The 15,788-nt window shown below is 62.5% G+C and carries 18 protein-coding genes and 2 tRNA genes; 3 read left to right on the top strand and 17 right to left on the bottom strand.

The features are described from left to right. Positions 1–48: 48 nt before the first annotated feature. Genes N7568_RS00460 through N7568_RS00435 form a run of 6 tightly spaced genes read right to left on the bottom strand, consistent with a single transcriptional unit; the run spans position 49 to position 5,152 of the window. On the bottom strand, positions 49–750 hold the full coding sequence (locus N7568_RS00460) for a hypothetical protein (RefSeq protein ID WP_261607966.1): 702 nt from the start codon (positions 748–750) through the stop codon (positions 49–51). Next, positions 747–1,748 (bottom strand): vWA domain-containing protein, encoded by a 1,002-nt coding sequence (locus N7568_RS00455; protein ID WP_261607965.1) that lies wholly within the window; start codon positions 1,746–1,748, stop codon positions 747–749. Before N7568_RS00455 ends, N7568_RS00460 begins: the two co-directional genes overlap by 4 nt. Beyond that, a complete protein-coding gene (locus tag N7568_RS00450) occupies positions 1,745–2,761 on the bottom strand; it encodes a vWA domain-containing protein (RefSeq protein ID WP_261607964.1) in 1,017 nt (338 codons plus the stop codon). Before N7568_RS00450 ends, N7568_RS00455 begins: the two co-directional genes overlap by 4 nt. Beyond that, complete coding sequence (locus tag N7568_RS00445; RefSeq protein WP_261607963.1) at positions 2,752–3,210, bottom strand: hypothetical protein; 459 nt, start codon at positions 3,208–3,210, stop codon at positions 2,752–2,754. The genes N7568_RS00450 and N7568_RS00445 overlap by 10 nt, the downstream gene beginning before the upstream one ends. Further along, entirely contained in the window at positions 3,200–4,132 is a 933-nt protein-coding gene (locus tag N7568_RS00440) for a DUF58 domain-containing protein (protein ID WP_261607962.1), read from the bottom strand. The genes N7568_RS00445 and N7568_RS00440 overlap by 11 nt, the downstream gene beginning before the upstream one ends. 12 nt (positions 4,133–4,144) lie before the next feature. Continuing rightward, complete coding sequence (locus N7568_RS00435) at positions 4,145–5,152, bottom strand: AAA family ATPase (RefSeq protein ID WP_261607961.1); 1,008 nt, start codon at positions 5,150–5,152, stop codon at positions 4,145–4,147. 172 nt (positions 5,153–5,324) lie between these two features. Between N7568_RS00435 and N7568_RS00430 the strand changes: the two genes are divergently transcribed. Further along, the gene (locus N7568_RS00430; RefSeq protein WP_261607960.1) at positions 5,325–5,528 is read left to right on the top strand and encodes a hypothetical protein; all 204 of its coding nucleotides are present in this window, start codon (positions 5,325–5,327) and stop codon (positions 5,526–5,528) included. A 22-nt stretch (positions 5,529–5,550) separates the two neighbouring features. Here N7568_RS00430 and N7568_RS00425 read toward each other — a convergent pair whose 3' ends face one another. The 5 genes from N7568_RS00425 to N7568_RS00405 all read right to left on the bottom strand — a co-directional run bounded on the left by N7568_RS00425 (position 5,551) and on the right by N7568_RS00405 (position 11,232). After that, positions 5,551–6,429, bottom strand: coding sequence for a carbohydrate ABC transporter permease (locus N7568_RS00425; RefSeq protein WP_261607959.1), 879 nt, complete (start codon positions 6,427–6,429; stop codon positions 5,551–5,553). Further along, complete coding sequence (locus N7568_RS00420; RefSeq protein WP_261607958.1) at positions 6,426–7,295, bottom strand: carbohydrate ABC transporter permease; 870 nt, start codon at positions 7,293–7,295, stop codon at positions 6,426–6,428. Before N7568_RS00420 ends, N7568_RS00425 begins: the two co-directional genes overlap by 4 nt. After that, positions 7,292–8,647, bottom strand: coding sequence for an extracellular solute-binding protein (locus N7568_RS00415; protein ID WP_261608479.1), 1,356 nt, complete (start codon positions 8,645–8,647; stop codon positions 7,292–7,294). Before N7568_RS00415 ends, N7568_RS00420 begins: the two co-directional genes overlap by 4 nt. 31 nt (positions 8,648–8,678) lie before the next feature. Beyond that, complete coding sequence (locus N7568_RS00410) at positions 8,679–9,878, bottom strand: ROK family transcriptional regulator (protein WP_261607957.1); 1,200 nt, start codon at positions 9,876–9,878, stop codon at positions 8,679–8,681. A 223-nt stretch (positions 9,879–10,101) separates the two neighbouring features. Then, the gene (locus N7568_RS00405; RefSeq protein WP_261607956.1) at positions 10,102–11,232 is read right to left on the bottom strand and encodes a class I SAM-dependent methyltransferase; all 1,131 of its coding nucleotides are present in this window, start codon (positions 11,230–11,232) and stop codon (positions 10,102–10,104) included. A gap of 203 nt (positions 11,233–11,435) precedes the next feature. Here N7568_RS00405 and N7568_RS00400 point away from each other — a divergent pair, with 203 nt between their 5' ends. Next, positions 11,436–11,813 carry a cupin domain-containing protein gene (locus N7568_RS00400; protein WP_261607955.1) on the top strand — a complete coding sequence of 126 codons (378 nt, stop codon included), beginning with the start codon at positions 11,436–11,438 and terminating at the stop codon, positions 11,811–11,813. A 62-nt stretch (positions 11,814–11,875) separates the two neighbouring features. On the opposite strand, the gene N7568_RS00395 is transcribed toward N7568_RS00400, so the two are convergent. Further along, positions 11,876–11,948, bottom strand: a tRNA-Ala gene (locus N7568_RS00395). A gap of 367 nt (positions 11,949–12,315) precedes the next feature. On the opposite strand from N7568_RS00395, the gene N7568_RS00390 reads away from it, so the two are divergent. Further along, complete coding sequence (locus N7568_RS00390; RefSeq protein WP_261607954.1) at positions 12,316–12,906, top strand: ScbR family autoregulator-binding transcription factor; 591 nt, start codon at positions 12,316–12,318, stop codon at positions 12,904–12,906. Positions 12,907–12,994: 88 nt separating this feature from the next. Here the strand turns inward: N7568_RS00390 and N7568_RS00385 are convergent. The 5 genes from N7568_RS00385 to N7568_RS00365 all read right to left on the bottom strand — a co-directional run bounded on the left by N7568_RS00385 (position 12,995) and on the right by N7568_RS00365 (position 15,772). After that, a tRNA-Ala gene (locus N7568_RS00385) sits at positions 12,995–13,070 on the bottom strand. Positions 13,071–13,186: 116 nt separating this feature from the next. Beyond that, on the bottom strand, positions 13,187–13,591 hold the full coding sequence (rsfS, locus tag N7568_RS00380) for a ribosome silencing factor (protein ID WP_261607953.1): 405 nt from the start codon (positions 13,589–13,591) through the stop codon (positions 13,187–13,189). 58 nt (positions 13,592–13,649) lie between these two features. After that, the gene (locus N7568_RS00375) at positions 13,650–14,846 is read right to left on the bottom strand and encodes a hypothetical protein (RefSeq protein WP_261607952.1); all 1,197 of its coding nucleotides are present in this window, start codon (positions 14,844–14,846) and stop codon (positions 13,650–13,652) included. Positions 14,847–14,853: 7 nt separating this feature from the next. Further along, positions 14,854–15,528 carry a nicotinate-nucleotide adenylyltransferase gene (gene nadD / locus N7568_RS00370; RefSeq protein WP_261608478.1) on the bottom strand — a complete coding sequence of 225 codons (675 nt, stop codon included), beginning with the start codon at positions 15,526–15,528 and terminating at the stop codon, positions 14,854–14,856. Between the two features lie 4 nt (positions 15,529–15,532). Further along, positions 15,533–15,772, bottom strand: a complete 240-nt coding sequence (locus tag N7568_RS00365; RefSeq protein WP_144651516.1) for a hypothetical protein — start codon at positions 15,770–15,772, stop codon at positions 15,533–15,535. Positions 15,773–15,788: the final 16 nt, after the last annotated feature.

Here is a 15,788-nt window from a genome sequence, read left to right as displayed (position 1 = left end):
TTGACAGCGGTTTCCAGCCGTTCGGTTACTTAAGCTTCGCCCAAACGTTCACCACGGCTTGTCCACGCCGGCGGTGTTGTCGGGGCTACGCAGGTATTCGCCGCGCTCCTGGCCTTCCGCGCGCTCACGCTGGGCCTGCTGGGCCTTCTCCTCCAGCTGCTTGAGCTGTTCCTGCTGCGGAGCGGACGGGGTCTCCTGCGGGGGCTGCGGCGTGTCCTCGCCCTGCGCTTCGTTTCCGGAGATTTTGCCGTTGAGCCGGTCTGAGGCCGAGTCGAGGGTGGCGCCTTCCCCGGCGGCATTCGCTGGACCGGTTTCGTGGCACTGCTGTGGCACCGACCCGGCAGCGTTCAGGGCTTCCCTGAACAGTTGGGCAGCAGCGTCCCGGTCCCCTGCAGAGTCTCCCAGCTTCTCGATGCTCAGCACCAGGTTGACGCTGACTTTGCATTCATCCACGCCTGGGCCAGCCCTCAAAGCCGCCTCAAAGTCTGCTCGTGCTGCCGCGAAATCGCCCGCCACAACATGGGCGTCACCTGAGGCAAAAAGTGCTTTGTGCGGCTCCAGGATGTTTGCCACCTGCAACCAGGACGCCGCTCTGGCTACGCCATCCTGCTGTCCGGCGGCGAAGGACTGCTCAGCAGATGCGCCCAGCACTCCAACACTCAGGAGCTTGACCGCGACTGCGAGCGCAAGAATGGCCGCCGGCGCGGACCAGAGCGCGAGTCGTCGCCGTCGAATCTTGTTGATGTTCATGCTGTGCGTTCCGTGGGCCGTGGACGGCGGAGGTTGAGGAGTGCGGTGAAGTGTCGCAGGGGTTCATTAAGGGCCAGGAGGAACGCGGCCAGGGCGAGGAGCCAATAAAGTTCGATGCGTCCGGGGCCGTCGGGGCCGGTGGCCTCGAGCGTGCCCGGTTGTGCCTTGGCGAGCATATCCGAGGTAGGTGCTGTCCCCGTCCTATGGGCGTAGGGGACGTTGAGTTGCCCTGCCAGGGCGCGCAACTGTGCTTCGTCAGCTATGGAGACAGCGTCACGGGGGGTGTCGGAAGTTTTGTCCCTGACATACCCGGCGTCGGTGTCCATCGACTCCCTCATGCGCCCACCACTCGCGGTTCCATAGCCGAGCACCGCTCCCCCAGCCACATTGGAGGCCTCCAACGGCGCGGGGGGCTCCGCGCTGGTGTTCTCGCCGTCTCCGGCGTAGAACACCAATGCCGGACGCCCCGGATGCTGCTCTTTGGCGGCGGCGAGCCTTTCCTTCAACAGGTTCCCGGCTCCTGTCACCGTGCTGCCCTTGGCGTACCGGGCGTTCTGGGGTTGCAGTGTAGTCATGGTTGTTTGCAGCGCAGTGGCGTCCTGTGTGAGGGGCATGCGGACACGTGCCTTGCTGTCGAAAGTGATCACCGAGAATTTGGCACCTGCCAACTCCGACGCAATTGCCATGACATCCTGCCTGACGCCGGCCATCCGCGTTTCGGAGCCGCTGTAATCCTCGGCTGCCATGCTGGTGCTGGTGTCCACCACGAAGAACACGTCCAGGTCCGCCGCAGCAGTTTGGGCTTGCCCACCGGCCCACCCAGGACGCAAAGCGGCGAGGACCAGAAGTACGACGGCGGCACATCGCAGCGCTGCGGGCCTCACGGACCGCAACGGCTGGGTTCGTCGAGTGCGCAGGATGTTCCACACAGTGAAGGCCAGGACAGCGACCAGGATGGCGGCGAGCGCTGGCCACGGAATGATGGGGGCGATGGTCATGGTTCCAGCCGCCGTCCGAGCACCAGCATTCCTGTGCCGGCGATCAGCGCGATACTGAGCGGCCAGGCTGGAGAGTCGGCGATCACCGATTGGGGGGCGGCACGGTAGCTGTTGGTTTCCGTTTCCTGAACCTTTTGAACGATCCCAGGCACGGACTCGGGGCTGTCCAAGGTGAAGTAGCTGCCACCTGTGTGCTCTGTTGCGGCCCTGAGTTGGGCGCCTGGCTGATCGGCTTGCGCGCCGTAGTCCATGTCTCCGGGGTTAAGTGCATGCACTTTCACGTTTTTTGCGGCGGCCATCCTGGCTGCTTCGTCCAGGGTGACGACCGGTTCCCCTGAGAGGAAGTTGTCAGTGGCCAGCACCACGGACCGGGATCGTTTGGTGTCTTGTGGTGCGCCGCCGGTTGCGTCAGGGGTGCCTGTGTCTGTGCCTGTATCGGGGAAGCTTTGGACGCAGGACGCCAGGCCGTCGCCGATGAGTGACGAGCCTTCCCCGTTCCAGGTGCCGTCGAAGAATGACCCTGCTCCGCTTTCCAGGGCTTCTTTGGCTTGTGTGAGCTGTTCCGCGGCGTAGTCGTAGTCGTCCGTGAGGGGGAAGAGTTGCACGCTGCTGCTGTCGAAGATGACCATGCCGATCCTTTCGCCGTCGAATTCCTTGGCGAGTCTCTGGAACACTGTGGCGATTGCTGCGTCTGTGCTGGTCATGGAGCCCGAGACATCCAGGCAGAGCACGATGTCCCTGTTCCGGACTTCGGGTTGCTCCACCGTGCGATGAATGGGCCTGGCCGCGGCTGTAGCGGTCGCGGCGAGGAACACCGCCCCCATCACGACTGCGAGCGCCAGACGTGTCCGGTGATTGCGCAATGCCCGTTGGTACTCCGGTAGGTCCGTGAGACGGTCGCCGTGCGCGATGAGCCGGGCGTGATGCGGACGACGGCGGCGGAGGTGCAGCAGGACGCCGATGGCCGCGGCCGCCACTGCCAGCGGCAGAATCCACCAGTAGGTCAGTTCCATGCCTGGACCACCTGACGCGCGATGTCGGCCGATCGCTGCACGGGTTGGGCCGGCGAGGGAGCGAATTCGTTGGGGTACATTCCCGCTATTCCCTCAGCCAAGCTGTCAAAGCCGTTGAGCCGCAGTTCGTCCAGTGTCATGGAGGTGACGGGAAGGCCTGTTGCCGCTCCGGCGAATTCCCGCACGAGGAAGCTGAGTCTCTGGTGGGCGTCGCGTTCAGGTAAGCGTCCGGCGTCGACGTCCGATGCGGTGGCGTCGATGGCTGCAAGGCATCCGGCCCGCAGCGTTTCAACATCCGGCGGTGCTGGCTTGCGTAGCGGCAGCGTCTTCCGGGCAGGCCTGAAGAGCCACACGAACCATCCTGCGACCAGGAGGACCAGCAGAAGGCCCAGCCAAAGCCACAGTGGCTGGTACTGCAGTGGCGCGTAGAAGCCGGCGTCATCCTGCACGGGTGCCGCCCTTGGGTGCGCTGCGGGCTGGGAGGGCCCCCGAACGGTGCTTTTCCAGGAGGGTGAAGACTGCTGTCAGGACGTCTTCACTGCCGGCTGCTTGTTCTTCGGCGATCCCCAAACGACGGAAGATATCTTTCCGTTTCCGCGCGCGCTCGGTCATCGATTCGGTGTAGGCCGCCCTGACCGCACTGTCCATGGCCAGCGGCAGCGGGATGCCTGCTCCCGTACCCACGTCCATGCTGTCTGCCTGTCCGTGGCGGCCACGCTCGGGCGCGAGGTCGGCATCACGAACGGATAGCCACAGGACTTCATGTCGCGCGCGAAGGCGGCGCATCAGGTTCTCCGTGTGGGTGTCGGGCAGGAACTCGTCAGCGACAGCAACAATGAGCAGGCGCCCCTTGAGGTACCTCAGGACGTAGTCGAGCTGCTGTGCGATGGAACTGGGTGGGCCTGCCAGGTCAACACTCGAATCGACCTCGCGGAGAAGCCGTTCCAGATGCTCTTCGCCGCCCCGGGGCGGGACGTACCTGGACACAGCCGCGTTGCCGTGCAGGAGGCCCACATCGTCCCCGTGCCGGCATGCCAGATACCCCAGGACTCCGGCTGCGTGAACGGCAATGTCCTTCTTGGTTTCCCCCGAGAGCGCTTGCGCGGCCATGTTCCGCCCCGTATCCACCAGCAGCAAGACAGAATGACGGCGCACTGCAACGTAGCGCTTCACCAAGGGCGATCCGTGGCGTGCCGTGGCCTTCCAATCAATGTCCCTGACTTCATCGCCAAGAACGTAGGCGCGGAGTTCGTCGAAGTCCAGGCTGCGGCCTTTGAAAACCGAGCCGTATTCCCCGTCGAGCAGGGTGAGGGTCCTGCGGTGGGCGAAGATGAACATCTTCGACTTAACGCGTCGGAGGAGGCTGGGCACGTGCTGGCCTCGCTACGGCGTTTGGACGGACGCCAGCACGGCGTCGATGACGGTTTCCACCGGGATTCCCTCAACCACGGCATCGAACCCCAGGATGATGCGGTGGCGAAGGATACGATGTGCCAGGCTTTTGACGTCCTCTGGTATGACGTGGTCACGCCCCTTAAGCAGAGCCATTGCCCTGGCTGCCTGGCTGAAGGCGATGCTGGCCCGGGGGCTGGCCCCGAACTCCACGAGATTGGCCAGCCTGGGCTCCAGGTACTGTGTGGCGTTACGGGTAACGTAGGCCAGTCCAACGATGTACCGCACGATGGCCGGATCGATGTAGACGCGACGCACAAGCTCCTGGACCTGAACCACTGCGTCAAGAGAGGCTGCAGCCGGTGGCCTTTGTTCCGCGCTGAACACGCCTGCGTCAATTCGCCGAATGACCTCGGCTTCTTCGGCGGGGCTCGGATAGTCCAGAACATCCTTGAGCATGAAACGGTCCATCTGTGCTTCAGGCAGGCGGTACGTGCCTTCCTGCTCAATCGGGTTCTGCGTGGCCAGCACCAGGAACGGCTGCGGCAGCGGGTATGACTCGCCTCCGATGGAAGTTTGCCGTTCCTGCATCGCCTCCAGCATGGCGCTCTGCGTCTTCGCACTGGATCGGTTGATCTCGTCGAGAAGGACGATATTGGCGTGAACGGGACCCAGCTGCGTGACGAAGGTACCCTTGGCGGCGTCGAAGATCTGCGTTCCAGCGATATCGCTGGGCAGCAGGTCCGGGGTGCATTGGATCCGGCGGAATTCGGCACTGACCGACTCGGCAATGGCTTGGGCCGCCGTGGTCTTGGCCAGGCCAGGTACGCTTTCCAGCAGCACATGACCGCCTGTCAGCAAACCGATGACCAGGGTCTCACGCAGCCTGGCCTGGCCCACCACCTTGTTCTCGAAGCTTCGGATGATGCTGCCGACGAGTTGCTGGGCACGGGCCATGTCCGGGGCATCGATTCCGGCCGTGGCTGTGGTCTGTTGCACTCGTGGTCCCCTCGCTGGCGTATGTGTCGTCCGGCAGGCAAAGTGCACGGGGTAGCCGGGCACAATGTAAATGTAGTTCCGCCTGCAGTGGCCACTCTATCCAAGCCCTCCCTGTTCAGGCCTGCAATGGGGACCCCTCCCCATGCAGCCTTCCGGGGTCTATCCTTTTGCCATGCATCAGCTACCAGCCGCCTATCAGAACTATCTGGCCTCCCAGGACCAGCACGTCATCGACGCCGTTCGGCCCGTCTTGCTGCAATCGGCCGCTGACCAACGGCACGGGGTCCGGATCACCTTCAACAGGGGTCCCACCGGTCATCAGGCCCACTTGGACGAGTCCGTTCCCTATGGCGAGATCGTCGAGGACATCGACTGATCCCCGCTTCTCCCTGGGCGTCCTACCCTTTCATGGCGCCGGACAGGGCGAAGGAGTTACCCATGCCCCGGGAAACCAGCGCGTAAAGGACCAGCACCGGCACGGAGTAAAGGATGGAGAACGCCGCCAGCTGGCCATAGGCAATGGCACCGTGTTGGCCGAAGAAGCTGAAGATGGACACCGCCGCCGGCTGTTTGGCCGGTGACAGCAGCAGGATGAAGGGGACAAAGAAGTTCCCCCACGCCTGTATGAAAACAAAGATGAACACCACCCCAAGCCCCTGCTTCATCAGGGGAAGGACGATGGTCCGCAACGCAGCCATTGCCGATGCGCCGTCCATCCAAGCCGCTTCCTCCAATTCCAGCGGAACCGAGTCCATGAAATTCTTGGTCATCCAGATCGCCATGGGCAAAGTAGTCGTCGCCATGAAGAAGACTGTTGCTGCCATGGAATCCAACAGCTGCAGGTGAACGAACAAACCGTAGACGGGCACCATGATTGCTGTTACCGGCAATGATGTTCCGAACAGGACGGTGTACATGAATGGCTTGTTGAAACGCGACTGGTATCTGGACAACGGGTACGCGGCAAGCACTGCGACCAGCAGGTTCACGACCGCCGTGCCTGCGGATAACAAGAAGCTGTTAGCCAACGGACGGAACAACAGTTCAGGTGTCAGCACCGCCCGGAAATTGGCAATCGACGGCGTTGACGGCACCTTGGTCTGGTAGCCGGCCTGGGGATCGACGGCGGCCAGCAGCAACCACAGCAAAGGCGCCACGAAGCACAAGCCGATCACGGCCAAGGCGATGTCCGCTCCCAGCCTGGCCCTGGAACGGGAGCCGCCACCCGTCGTCGTGCTGTCCGCTGCAACGCGCGCTCGCAGTCCGCTGGTGGTCATGGGCGTTGCTCCCGCAGCAGCCGGACGTAGACCGCACCGAAAACCATGCCCAGAAGAATCAGCACCGACGCCACCGCCGTGCCGTAGCCAATGTCACCAAACTTGAACGCTTCTTGATACGCCAACACCGGCAACGTGGTGCTGGCGTTGGCTGGACCGCCTGCAGTCATCACCCAGATGAGGGTAAACACGGCCAGCGTCTGAAGAGTGATCAGCATCAGGTTGGTGGCGATGCTGCTCCGGATCAGGGGCAGGGTGATGAATGCCAGCCGCTGCCAACCCCGGGCCCCATCCATGAGGGCCGCCTCTGAGATATCCCGGGGAACGTCCGCCAGCGCGGCCTTGTACACCAACATGGAGAAGGCTGTTCCGCGCCATGTATTGGCCAGGATGATCGCCACCAAGGGCCACGAGTACAACCAATCCGGGCCCTGGGCTCCCATGACGCCCAGCATCTGGTTCAGAGTCCCATCCCGGTTGAAATAGGCGTAGGCGGCGAACGCCGCCACTATTTCCGGTAGTACCCAAGCAGCAACCACGGCCGTACCCACCAAGGACGCTACCGCTTTCCGCGACCGCGTCATCAGCAGGGCGATCAGCAAACCGAGGATGTTCTGGCCAATGACAGCCGAGGCCGCCACAAACACCACCGTCAGCCAGGCGGCCAACGGGAACAAGTCGTCGCTGAACATCCGCGCGTAGTTGTCGGCGCCAACCCATTGCGGATCCCTGGCAGCTTTGCCGGATAGCGCCGCATCGGTGAAGGACGCGTAAAAAGACCACACCACCGGGGCCAGCAGGAACAGGAGGAGCAGGAGAATGGACGGGACTACAGGCAGGAGCCGCAGGACGCGGCGGATGGTCATTTCTCGAGAACCTTGTCCTCACCCACAAGCTTGCGAACGGTGGCGTCGTATTCAGCGGCGGCGTCTTCGGGACTTTGTTTGCCCGTGATCACAGATTCGGTAGCACCTTGGATGGCCGAGGAAATCCTCGGGTAGTCCGCTGTCGCGGGACGGTAATGCGTCACTTTCACCAAGTCCGAAACATCCTTCACGAACGGGTTGGCCGCCAAATAGGCGGCTTCCGAGGCGACATCCGTGCGAACAGCAATCTGCGAATTGTTGATGTCGTAGGCCAACGCGTTCTTCTTGTTGAGTGCCGTGGTGAGGAACTGGAAGGCGAGCTCAGGGTTCTTGCTCTTGGCCCCCACGGCGAGTGTCCAGCCGCCGGACATGCTCACGCCACCAGGCTCCTGGCCATTCCTGGTGGGGAACATTGCTACGCCCATGTCCTGTTCGTAGCCTGCCCATTCATAAGCCCCACCTTTTTGCCAGAACGACGGCGAGTAGGAACCTTCCACGGTGGCCGCCAGTTTTCCTTGGGGGAACCACTCGCCAAAGACCTTCTTCCAGACGTTGGCATCCAGCGCTTCAGCGGGACTGACGGCGAGCTTCTCGTCGTAGAGGGTTTTCAGGAACGCCAGCGAGTCGGTAAACCCTTGGGAGCCGACAACCCACTTCTTCTCATTTTCGTCGTACAGGGTGCTGTCGGTGCCATAGAGGAGCTCGTAGAACCCCTGCATCACTGTGCCCTCGCCAGTGCCCTTTCCTGCGTACATGTTGAAGGCGATCACGTTCGGGTCCGATGCTTTGACCGCACGTGCCGTCGTCAGGATGTCTTCCCAGGTCTTGGGCTGCCACGGAACCGACACACCCGCCTTCTGGAGGACGGCTTTGTTGTACCAAATGGCCCTGGTGTCAGTACCCAGCGGCACCGCGTAGATGCTGCCATCATCGGCCCGCCCGGCAGCCTTGGCTGCTTCGTTGAACGCCGACCAGTCGCCCCATTTCTCAAGGTAACTGTCCAGCTTCAGGAGATAGCCGGCATCGACATCCGAGCGCACCTTGAACGTATCCTCGTAGAAGACATCGGGCGCCGTGTCCGCGGAACGCTGCGCCAGCGCGAGCTTGGTCCCGTAGTCGTCGTCATTGGCTTGGATGGGCTGGAGGTCCACGGTCACACCGGAGTTGGCGGCCTCGAATTCCTTCTTGGCGTCCTGCATGACGGCATCAAGCGCCGTGAAGGCATCTGTCTTCTGGTAGACGACCTTCAGTGTTTTGTTCTCCGCCGCCTCAGGCGTGGGAGAACAGGAGGTCGCTGCCAGAAGAACAGCAGCGACGGAAACGGCGGCGGCTAACTTCCTTGGGCGGCGCATGGTGCTCCAATCAGTCAAACGTGCTGCTTACTTAGCCCTCCAGCAGGAGCCGCTGGGCGCGCGGTGCCAGCATGTGCTCCAAGACGAGGCACGCGGCACCTATGGCGCCGACATCTTCACCTACACCGCTGCCCACCACATCGAGGTCGTGGATCATGCGGGCAGCATTGTTTCTGTCCAGCAGCCCCGGAACACGTTCCAGGAAGTAAGGGGCCATCCGCCCCCAGAAGGGACCACCGAAGACGACGCGTTCCACGTCCAGGGTATTGGTCACCACGGACACGGCCCGCGCCACAAGGGTGGCAGATTTTTCCAGGATGGCAATGGCCTTCTCATCGCCCGCGTCGGCTTTGTCGCACAGCTCGGCGAAGCGCTCCTGGACTTCGGGACCGTCCGCTCCCTCCCGGTGCCCGTCGAGGACACCCGCTGTTTCGGCCTCGGCCACCACCACCTGGGGGATACAGGAAGACTTAACGCATCCGCGCTGACCGCAATCACAGAGAGGACCGTCCGGATCTACCACGATGTGGCCGATTTCACCGGCGTTACCAGACGTCCCCCGCACTACTTCGTCGTTGAGCACAATGCCGCAGCCGATGCCTGTTCCCATGTACATGAAAACAAAGCTGCCGGCGCCGCTGGCGCCACCCGCCCACGTCTCGGCCACGGCCGCGCTGGTGACATCCTTGTCCACAAGGGTCTCCAGTCCGGTGGCTTCGGTCAAAGCCTCACGGATACGCACCCTGTTCCATCGCGTGAGGAGGGGCGGCTCCACAACCGAGCCTTCGTCGAGGTCAATCGGGCCCGGGACAGCAACGCCAAGTCCTGCGATCTTGGACGCATCCACGCCAGACTCCTCGATCAGGACCCTGATCTGTTCGGCAATGCTGGTGATGACGCCTGCAGGGTCACCACCAGGCGTTGCCATCCGGGAGTGCCTCACAACGTCGCCCAACAGGTCAAGGACAACAAACGTGATGACGGCTGGGTCCAAATGCACGCCCACGGCGTACATTCCGGCGGGGTTCAGGCGCAGGATGGTCCGGGGTTTTCCCGGGCCTGACCCTTCCTTGCCAGCTTCGACGATCAGTTTCTGGTCCAGGAGGCGTCGCGAAATATTGGAAATTGTCTGCGGCGAAAGCCCAACAATCTGGGCAAGCTCGACGCGACTGAGTCCCAGCGTTGACCGCCGGATCGCCTCCAGAATGACCGTCAGATTGAAGTCCCCCATGCGGGGTAGATTCGTTCCGCGCCTCGGTGTCGGCTGCCGGATCTCAGTCACTGATGCCCCTCGTCATTCGGAAAAACTTCGTCGAATTTAGTGTGTGTCTGCATCGTACGACACCCCCGGCTCCGCGGATACGAGCACACGCTGACACCGGAGTCAGGGGTTGGTAACGATGACACTGAATTGTATGCGACGGCACATCAGGCCGCGCGCTGATGACCTTACTTCAGGACTTTATGCTGCGCGTTACAGTGAACTTCGGGTTCCGGCCCTCTTCGGTTGTGGGCCCGATCAGCCGCCCGAGTGAGGCCCGGTACTGCAGGTGGCTGTTGTACACCGTCCACAGCTCCCCTCCGGGCGCAAGGACACGTGCGGCCGCCTCGAACATCTTCAGCGCAGCACCGGCATGCACGCTGGCCCCCAAATGGAAAGGCGGGTTGAGCAGGATGAGATCTGCACTGCCGGCCTCCAGGGTGGACATGGCGTCATCGTGGAGCACGGATATCCGCTCCCCCAGCCCATTCGCCGCCGCTGTGCCCTGCGCCGAGGCAACGGCAGCCGCGGACTGGTCGGTCGCGATAACGCTGGCCAGTTCGTGACGGCGCACGTACATCGTGGCGAGGATTCCCGTTCCACACCCCAGGTCCACCACGCGATGAACGGCCGGCATGCGGTCCAGGAACGTCAACAGATAGCGCGTGCCTATGTCCAAGCGCGCCCCGGAGAAAACCGCGCCGTGGGCGCACACAGTGATGCCGAGTTCCGGCAAAGGCTGCTCAACGGGAAACGCCGGTGTGCCGGAAAGTGGCTGGGGATGGCGTGCCACGATCACCCTCGATTTTTGCCGGCCAAGCTGTGGTTGGACCGAAGAGAAATACTTGTCCAGGACGGCGTTCATGCCTACCGACATGTGTTTGACGCGACCACCGGCCAGCAAGACCGAATCAGGGGCAGCAAAGCGGGCCACGGCGTCGGCGATTTCTTCCAACTCAGCCAAGGATTTCGGCAACTGCAACAACACCAGGTCGGCGCCGTCCAGCAACTCCCGGCCGAGCTCACGCTGGGCGAACCGGTGCCCCAGCCCTGCCGCTTCGGCGTTTCGCTTCAGCGCGAGCCTTCCGGTGAACAGGTCCTGGTGGACCCGGACATGCCCGACGCCGAGTCCCGCCACTGCGCCCAACGTCAAGGCACCGTAGCGGTCTCCCACAACAACAACCTTGGTGTCAGGCCCCACAATCTCTGCCGCAGCCTCAAGCAGGATTCGATCAGTTGCGTCATGGGCCTGCAAGTTGTCCGCTTCGACGTCTGGAAGCCTGCTCAAAGAACCGAACACGGCCTCAAGTTCCAATGCCGTCACGATGCGGTTCTCACTTTCCTAGCGTCTGTGGCTCGACTTTATGGGTGCTTCGGAGGAACCTGAAGGGTGCACCACGCAAACACCTGCCCGCCGCTCCGAATGGTGAAACCTTTCCGACGGCGGCAGGCACAGGTCACGGCGAACCCATGGAGCCAGGCACCGGGACCACCCGTCATTCGGCTCCCCCTCCCCTGCGAGAAGCCATGAGTGTCAATGTTGTCACGAACCTGGACGTAAAGTCCCATAACTCCCCCGACGAAACCCGGCGCCCCGACAAAACCGTGCTGGATCTCGTCACCGTAGGTGATTACACCATCGGCCGTATGACGTTTGAACCTGGCTGGACTTGGGCCGACTGCATCAAACCCGTGGTCGGCACCGACTCCTGCCAGTTGAGCCACGTCGGGTTCTGCGTCTCCGGCAATCTGGAAGTGGAAACAAACGACGGCCGGCAGATCAGCATATCGGCCGGCGACTCCTACACGATCCCGCCGGGTCACAACGCCCGCGTGGTAGGCGATCAACCCTTCCAGGGTGTCGAGTTCGTTAGCGGCGCCGAATTCGCACGGCCACCGGAGTAGGGTCCACCTACCCCAGGGACAGCAAAAGACCCCGCTCGAAAGAGCGGGGTCTTTTTCCGAAGTGGAGCTGAGGGGACTCGAACCCCTGACCCCCTGCATGCCATGCAGGTGCGCTACCAGCTGCGCCACAGCCCCGGATTTGCTGGATTCGCGGAGAAGTATTTCCCTTCCCGCCGAAGCAACTCGTCAATACTAACCACAATCCAGCGAGAAGAGAAATCGCCGGAAGGTGAAGTGAATCACTCCATCGTGGGCGGCCCCGCAGTCGGCAGCCGAGGCGCGCTGGACAAGTCCACCGCACCTCCCCCCAAACCGGCTGCCTCTGAGCTTGCGGTAAACCAGCATCGCTCCCCTGAAGTCTAGGATCTCCCTTCCGAGAAACCAAACCGTTCAGTCGGTTTATTCGCCTCAGTCCACGCCTCGGCCGGTGATAGCGTTATGGGGTCTCCGCGGCCACCATCGCTCAATGCCGCGCCGCATATCCGAAAGGTCCCCATCGCTGATGCAGCAACGTGCGAAAGACACCCGGCTGGCCGTCATAGAAGGTGCCGCCCGTGTCTTCGCAGAGATCGGCTATGGAAACGCCAGCCTTGCCGACATCACCAAGCGCGCAGGCGTCACCAAAGGTGCGCTGTACTTCCACTTCACATCCAAGCGGGAACTGGCCTTGGCGGTCATCGATGAACAGCACGCCATGGTCCTGGCTGCGGGGTCGGAAATAGTCGCCGCCAGCGCTCCAGCACTGGAGAAGCTCATCAGGCTCTGCAGGATGTTCGGGCAGCAGCTGCTGGACGAGCCAATCGTCCAGGGAGGCATCCGTCTCACGTTCGAGGCTTCAGCCTTTCAAGCGGACGTTTCGGGGCCCTACGAGGACTGGATCAACACGGCCGAACAACTGCTGGCCCAAGCAACAACGGATGGCACTGTCCGTACGGACCTTGATCCCGCAGCCTTCGCCCGATACTTGATTGCATCCTTCACCGGCGTCCAGATGGTCTCCGACGTCCTGACCGCACGTGAGGACGTCCTCCTCCGGATCGATCAGATGTGGGAGTTCATGCTGCCGGCCTTGACTGCGGGCACCAGCGAGTAGACACACCGCCAGACGCCTGCACCCCATGCGATACGAAAAGAGGCCCTGCGTTTCTTCATGTGATACATGAAGAAACGCAGGGCCTCGATGGTGGAGCTGAGGGGACTCGAACCCCTGACCCCCTGCATGCCATGCAGGTGCGCTACCAGCTGCGCCACAGCCCCATATTCTTGCTGCTTCACATCAGGCTTTGAGGCCATCCGCGCCGAAGCAACTCAAATATCTTAGAACAGCAATTCCGAAAATTCCAAATTGGGCATATTCGCTTGCCGCGCCGTTCCTAGCGTTCGGAATCTTCCGCCGTGACAGCCTTGGCAGAGGCGTCATCCCCCAGCTCAAGGTCCACCACCGGGCAGTCCTTCCAAAGCCGCTCAAGAGCATAGAAGACGCGGTCCTCGGCGTGCTGGACGTGGATCACGATGTCCGCGTAGTCCAGCAGAACCCAGCGGCCTTCCGAGCGGCCCTCGCGGCGTACAGGGCGAAGGTCCTGCTTCAGGAGCTCTTCTTCGATGCCATCGACGATTGCATTGACCTGGCGCTCGGTGGGAGCAGACGCAATCAGGAAGATGTCAGTAAGCGCCAGACGCTCGCTGACATCCAATGCGACGATGTCCTCTGCGAGTTTTTCGGACGCGGCACGCGCAGCGTGACGGGCGAGAGTGATGGATTGTTCATGTGCAGACACGGGGACTCCTTGTTGTGGCCTGGGGCCTATGTATGGCGTGAGCCGTTGTTGAGCGGAACTAGCCGCTGGTAATCATGATGATGCCGACAATGAGCGCAACCAGTCCCAAAGCCAGGACGCCGAACTGCAGCAGCCTGTTTCGCTGCGCCCTGGCCAGGCCGGCAGTGTTGACATCCAGGGGGTCAAGCCCGTAGGCAGTACTGGCAGACACAGGTGGCCGCTGCGCTTCTTCGCCGGGCTCTGCCGGAACAACAGGCTTTTTCCGGACGGACTTTGCCACCGCCTCGGCACGGGCGAGAACACCCGCACGGCCCCGCGACGCTGTCTTTTTCCCCTGCGACTGGTCGCCATCCAGCTTCGGACCAGCAGACGTGATCAGTGGCACAAAGGTGGTACTGGGCCGCTTCATGACGGGGCGTTCCACGCCAGGGACCTTGACGAACTCCAATGGAGTCACCATGGCAAGGTTGTTGGCCGTGGAGGGCCCTGCCGTAGCGGCCTCGGACTTACCGTTGCCCGCGGGCTTGGCCTCCGGCAGCGCTTTACCCTGCTCAGCCTGGTTCTGCTCGGCAAGCCTCTGCTTCGCGGCGGCCCGCTTGTTCAGGACTGCTGCACGCTCGGCGAGGGCGATCTGCTCCGCGAGCACAGCTGGATCGACGGCCAAAGGATCCTGCTCGGCGATATGTTCAAGCTTGGCTGTCTGGTTCTGAACCTGGGCGGCAATCAATTCACGGACCGCAAGGGCCTGCTCCACGGACATTTCAGATTCCGCGGGACCCTTGCCGGCTTCCGGTTCACCGGACTGAGGAAGGCCGGGGGCCGGCTCCTTGGCGGGGTTCTTGTCGGGGTTCTTGTCAGCGTCAGCCGGAGCAACGCCCTGTGTGGAACCAGGCGTGGGCACAACCGGGTTCATGGAGGTCGCAACTTCAGCCTGGAGTTGCTGAAGCCGAAGCTGGCGACGCGTTGGCGGACCGCCCCCCGATAGCTGCTCTTCCTTGTCCGCCAGCTCCTTGATGGTCCGTAACGCCGCACGGTCGCGGGCCCGGATCTGGGAGGATCGCTCCTGGGCTGCGGACCCTACGGCATCCACAGGCGCGTCGGCGGCGCGGCGATTGCGGCCGTTGGGACGATCGGAACCTGTGTCAGGCTCCTCCTCTGAGGGTGCGGTTCCGTCCGGCTGTACCTCAGGCTGCTCTTCCCGGGCGCGGCGAAGCTCACGCCTGCTGCGGATGGGTCGCTGTTCCTGGCTGCTCATTCAAAACTCATTCAGTACGTGCTTGGTCGTCTGATCCGGACAGTGCTGGCGTCAGCTCCCCTGCCACATGATGCGCGGCATACAGTCCATACTTGGCGATGTACTGTACGACTCCGTCCGGCACCAGGTACCAGACGGGATTGCCTGCGCCAACACGCGTCCGGCAATCCGTCGAGGAGATCGCCATCGCAGGGACCTCCAGCAAACTGACGTCATCGGTCCGCCCCAGGTCGTTCAGTTCATGGCCGGGTCGGGTCACGCCGACGAAGTGGGCCAAAGACCACAGCTCGTCCACGTCCTTCCAGGACAGGATCTGGGCCAAGGCGTCGGCGCCCGTGATGAAGAACAGGTCTGCATCAGGACGCTGCGCCCGGAGATCGCGAAGGGTGTCAATGGTGAAGGTGGGTCCCGGGCGGTCAACGTCCACCCGGCTCACCGTGAACCTGGGATTGGAAGCCGTGGCGATCACCGTCATCAGGTACCGGTGCTCAGGCTCGCTGACCAGCTTGTGCGACTTCTGCCAAGGTTGGCCGGTAGGCACAAAAACCACTTCATCGAGACCGAACTTGGCTGCAACTTCACTTGCAGCCACAAGGTGGCCGTGATGGATCGGATCAAAAGTTCCACCCATCACGCCCAGACGAAGCCTGCGCTCCGACTCCCCACGCGGTGTTGCGGCGATAATGTTAGTGGCCCTGCCCGTGGGTGTGCTTGTTCGGGTGCTGGCGGTGCGGATCGGAGTGCTCTTCCACGGCCTCGTGGCGGTTGCCAAGATTGGTGTAGGAGAGGGTGACAAACATGAGAACAAGAAGGAAAGCGAACATCACGATACCGAAGACCCACGGCTCTGCCCACAGCGGAGCGAGTTCCTCGTGGCCGCCTTCCGTCTGGGCGGCAATGGACGTGGCGATCTGCTGAAACAGCATCTTCTCCCCTAGTTGG

The organism is Paenarthrobacter aurescens, from assembly GCF_025421775.1.
GTDB lineage: Bacteria > Actinomycetota > Actinomycetes > Actinomycetales > Micrococcaceae > Arthrobacter > Arthrobacter aurescens_B.
The sequence above is the reverse complement of the archived record's forward strand: the minus strand, read 5'-3'. Positions and strand labels throughout refer to the sequence as shown.